Raw genomic sequence first — 4365 nt, 5'->3', positions numbered from 1 at the left:
ATAGCAGTTGCTGCTTTGCAATTGGCCGTAATAGCCGCCATAACGGCTCATAAACACTACGTTCAGCGCGGTTTTTATGGCGTAATGCAACACTGCACGGGTTAAATGCACGGCGCCGTAACATAATATGCAATCCAGTTGCGCCAGTGGCTGACGGCAGACCACTTTATCGCCAGTGCGAACTTCTATTTTGCCGGCCACTTTGTGTAGCACTGCGCCCTGGCGGCTAACATACAAACACCGCAGTTTACTCACCAGCCGGCTGTCGCTTTGCTGCGTTGTAGCTGCAGGCCAGTCTTCGGGTTGCAGTAAATCCTGAATTTCGCGTTGCATAAAGTTCAGCAAGGGCCGCTCTGGTTCCTGCTGGCTGGTATCGTCGCCCAGCTCTGTCGCACTTTCGTTGCTCAGCAAAGCTGCCACCTGCGCCGATGTTGTGGCAGGTTCAGCCTCAGGTAAAGGGGCAAAAGCATGATATTCCAGCTGCTGAGTGGCCAGCTTTTTAATCGGCTCTACCCACTGCTCAATAAAATAATGGCCAAGAAAGACAAAGCCATGTTCAAAGTCGGTAACGCGGGTTTTATCGGCATTAAAACTCAGTTTCAGCTGTTCCAGCACCTCGCGGGTCAGCACCAGTGCATTAGCTGCCGATTTCTGGTTCTGGCACATTACAATAAAATCGTCAGCAAAACGCACTGGTTTATAGTCAGCATTCAATAAAGCTTCATCTAACGGGTCCAGGTACAAATTGGCCAGTACAGGTGACAGAGGTGAACCTTGCGGCACCCCCATGCCCCTGCTTTTGCCATACACCAGTTGGGTTTTATGCCACTGCATTTGCTGCAAAGAGCGTTCAATCAAGCCAATCAGTGCAGCGTCTGGCAGGTAATCGGCCAACTGTGCCAACAGGTAATCTTGCGGAATACTGTCAAAGTATTGCTCTATATCGGCGTCAAACACCACCTCAAACCCCTGATCACGAAAGCGGGTAATTTGCTGCACCGCCTGAATATAACTGCGCCCCGGCCGGTAGCCATAACTGCAGCGTTCAAAATGCGGTTCAAAAAATGGCATCAGTGCCTGGCTTAGCATGGTTTGCACCACCCGATCACGAATACAGGGAATAGCCAGCCGACGAAACTTTTGGTTGGTTTTGGGGATCTCCACCACTTTGCAAGGCTGGGCCCTGTACCGGCCAGTGCTAATTTCGTACTGTAATTTTTGCAGCTCTTGCGGTAAACGCTGGGCAAATTGTGCTATTGTCACCCCATCCAACCCGGCAACGCCGTTGTTCTCTGCCACTTTTTTAAAGGCAAGTTCCAGCGAGCTTTCGCTGAGTAGCCCATGCAGGCTGATATCGGCAAATTGAGGCTGAGGTCGGTGAAACGGAAAAATGCTGCTGTTTGTTTGCCTGGTCATAAACCCCTCCGCCGCGCTGGTTGAACGCACCAGACTACACCTCACCTTGGAGGGGCTTTGAGTTACAAACTTGTCAGATGTGAGTTAAAAGAGGTATCAATTTACCTAAGATGCCTGCTCAAGATTGCCCCGGTAACGGCCGAAACCAAAACTGCTTTTATTGCCTACACCAATCAGCTCGCCCAGCCGCAACCAAAAGTAATGCTCCGCAGTCACCTGCGGGTACAGCCATTGGCCTTCCAGCCCACCAATAGCGACCTGCCGCTGCTCTTTAGCACTATAGCGTTGCCAGTCGTGAAAACGCACCTGCGCCTGTTGCGGTTGCTCTGAGCTATCGTCGGAAAACACAAGCTGGTCTGGCTGCACTCGGCCCGCAAGTTCGGGCTGGCCAGTGATCTGACGAATATCCTCTGGCACTAACTGCCAAAAGCGGCGTTTAACCATCTGGCAAAACAATGACAGCGCAGGTGCCTGGCGCAGCGGCTGGCCCTGATGTTGCAACCGGCAACGGGTAATAGTATGTAGCCGATAACCTAAAGGCGACACATCATAGTTGCAGCTCGTCGCAACTTTGCAAAAATCATCTGTCATAAATTGTGCCAGACTGTAGCGAGCCAGCACAGGTGATTGTCCCTGGCCAGCCTTATACACCTTAGCGCCCAGGCTGTCGGTCACCGAACGCACCTGAAAGCGGGCGCGCTGGGCACCCAAACCCAATACCTGCCAGACCATCAGACAATCCAGCACCGCTTGCTGTGCATCTGCAGCCGCCCCTGATAACATCAGTTCAAACTGCAGAGGCGCACCTTCAGCAAAGCCTTGCTGCTGATTACAGCTAAACACAGCAAAAGGTGTCACCCATTGGTTATTGTCAGCGGGCTGAACAAACAGCTGGTCAAACAGCTGCTGCGACACCAGCGCCAAAGCACGGCCAAAACCGCCGTGCAGTACATTACCTTTGTAAACGTCCAGCTCTGCCCTTTGCGTAAATTCAAGCTCAACAGTCCAATGGGTGTAAGGCAACTGTGCCAGCAGCGGTTTGGCATTGATCATGCGTTGGTTCTCCTTCACTCAAGCAGCCAGCCTTTATTGATACAGACAAACTGATTATTTTTCAATCAACCATTTAACTGCAATGTAGATGAAGGTGCTGAGCTAAAATTCTGCTCCGCTTTGTAACAAACCGCAGTAAGCCCGGTTGCAGCCAGTTTTGCCAGGTTCTTCCCTGGCCCGTTTGCTTCGGTCAACGTCAGATGCACCACATGTACACCCATTAAATTTAGCTGCGCCACCATCGGCATGGGTAAAGCACCCAGCACTATATCGCCCGCTGTTACCTCTGGAGCTAACCAGGCTAATAAGGTGGAATCACAAGGCATACGCTCAAGTTCTATCCAGTTTTGTTCGCCGCTGTGACGACTGACTAACCAAAACGCCATTGTTATGCTCCTTCTGTGATCAAACACCGAAATAATTGGGTTGGCATGGCATTATGGGCATTTAAAGCGAAGCTGGCGCACAGACAAGTTTGTTTGCTATGTTCGCTGTGTTTGCTTTGGGCGTAACCTGCAGAGTTTAACCACTGCAAAAAAGCCGGCTGCTTGTCGCTCTGGCCTTTTTGCTTGGTTAAATGCTGATATGAAGGCTTAGTCGTCACTACCACTGTTGTTTTTCAGAAACTTATAGGCTTTGACAAAATTAGGCGATTTTTGTGGCCAGCCACTAATCAGGCTGCTGTATTCGGTTTTGACAAAGGCCAGCAGTTGCTCGAAATCGGGCCTGGCTTTGGTTTGATTGCGGTTTTTGCTGAACATCAATGCCAGCGCCTCTTCCGACATGGCTTGCAACTCGTGCCGTAACCGCATGTCTTGTTGCTGCTCTGGCGGCAGGTCAGCCACTTGCGCCAGGTTAGCTTGTTGCTCTAAGGCCTTGGTTCTTTTGTCGTCAGCAGAAAAATAACCATAACCTGACGCAGTTTTGGCACCAACACCATTGGCGGCCAGGGCTTTTTGCAGCAGGTTTTTAACCAGTGGCGCATAATCAGGCACTGTGCCCACCACAACCACAAAACTGCCTTGCACCGCCACCAGCGCATTGGGCACCGGGCTGTCCAGGTCGCTCGGAGCAGCCCCTTTGCCCTGGTAATAATCGGTGTGGTGGGTGGTGACAATGTCTTGCACAAAAGGCTTGTTATTTAACTGTCCCGGTGCACTTTGTGGCACCCACCAGGCATCATAAAATTCCAGTAAAGCGGCACTGCTGGAATCTTTGGCGCCAAACAACTCAGCGAACAATGGCTTGTGCTCAGACAAAGCAGCCTCAGCCCAAGCCCGCACTGCACCTTTGATACTGGACCCCGGGATATAAGGCATACCATGGTTGTGGCTTAAGGAGCAGCCAGTCTCTAAAGCGCCGCCACCGCTTAAGCCAATCAGTAATCGGTTATCAACCTTCAGTACCAGCCGGCAAAAATTGGTACTACTGGTGCTTTGTAGCCAGCGATTGTAAGCATTAGCATAAAGTGATGACGCCGGAATCGCGCAAATTCGCTCAATATGTTCGGTTTTGCTGCCGGCCTCGTCGGCAGATTTTTGCTGAGTAAAGTTTGCCCAGCCACGTTGCAATAATAAGCCTGGGTTGGCGTCTTTGGCATCGGCGAAGGCTGTTTTCAGCGCTGTGCGCATTAACTGGGTCATCATTCTGCTCCTAATGCCTGTTCTGCTGAACTTCCACCTGTGGCATCCACTTTTAGCACACCTTGTACATAACGTTTTAACCAACCGCTGGCGTCCAGCGCCTGACGGGTCAGCAGCATGGCTTTTGCCGCGTCGGCGTCGATAATGCGTTGATGCAGCGCTTTACCATCACCCCTCCCACTGGTTTGAGCGCTGAGCACCTGCGCCAGGTCGTTTAACAGGGCGATATGCTCGTCTTTACCTTTAGCCAGCA

General features: G+C 51.4%; 5 protein-coding genes. All 5 read right to left on the bottom strand.

Going from position 1 to position 4365, the window contains the following annotated elements; all coding sequences use genetic code 11:
- A partial coding sequence (locus tag VIN66_RS01620) for a reverse transcriptase domain-containing protein (RefSeq protein WP_331922367.1) occupies positions 1-1416 on the bottom strand: 1416 nt, incomplete at its 3' end.
- Positions 1417-1521: 105 nt separating this feature from the next.
- Positions 1522-2469 carry a CRISPR system precrRNA processing endoribonuclease RAMP protein Cas6 gene (gene cas6 / locus VIN66_RS01615; protein ID WP_331922366.1) on the bottom strand — a complete coding sequence of 316 codons (948 nt, stop codon included), beginning with the start codon at positions 2467-2469 and terminating at the stop codon, positions 1522-1524.
- Between the two features lie 65 nt (positions 2470-2534).
- The gene (locus VIN66_RS01610; protein WP_331922365.1) at positions 2535-2855 is read right to left on the bottom strand and encodes a CRISPR-associated protein Csx16; all 321 of its coding nucleotides are present in this window, start codon (positions 2853-2855) and stop codon (positions 2535-2537) included.
- A gap of 207 nt (positions 2856-3062) precedes the next feature.
- Entirely contained in the window at positions 3063-4115 is a 1053-nt protein-coding gene (gene cmr6, locus VIN66_RS01605) for a type III-B CRISPR module RAMP protein Cmr6 (RefSeq protein WP_331922364.1), read from the bottom strand.
- Positions 4112-4365 (bottom strand): type III-B CRISPR module-associated protein Cmr5 (locus tag VIN66_RS01600; RefSeq protein WP_331922363.1); only part of this gene is annotated, 254 nt, incomplete at its 5' end. The genes VIN66_RS01600 and cmr6, both read right to left, overlap by 4 nt.

Origin of the sequence: Rheinheimera sp. (genome assembly GCF_036568245.1) — a bacterium.
In the GTDB taxonomy this organism is placed as follows: Bacteria; Pseudomonadota; Gammaproteobacteria; order Enterobacterales; family Alteromonadaceae; genus Alishewanella.
The sequence above is the reverse complement of the archived record's forward strand: the minus strand, read 5'-3'. Positions and strand labels throughout refer to the sequence as shown.

Excerpts from the sequence above, each read along its gene's own strand:
- cas6 (WP_331922366.1), bottom strand. The coding sequence starts at position 2,469 with ATGATCAATGCCAAACCGCTGCTGGCACAGTTGCCTTACACCCATTGG.
- cmr6 (WP_331922364.1), bottom strand. The coding sequence starts at position 4,115 with ATGATGACCCAGTTAATGCGCACAGCGCTGAAAACAGCCTTCGCCGAT.
- VIN66_RS01610 (WP_331922365.1), bottom strand. The coding sequence starts at position 2,855 with ATGGCGTTTTGGTTAGTCAGTCGTCACAGCGGCGAACAAAACTGGATA.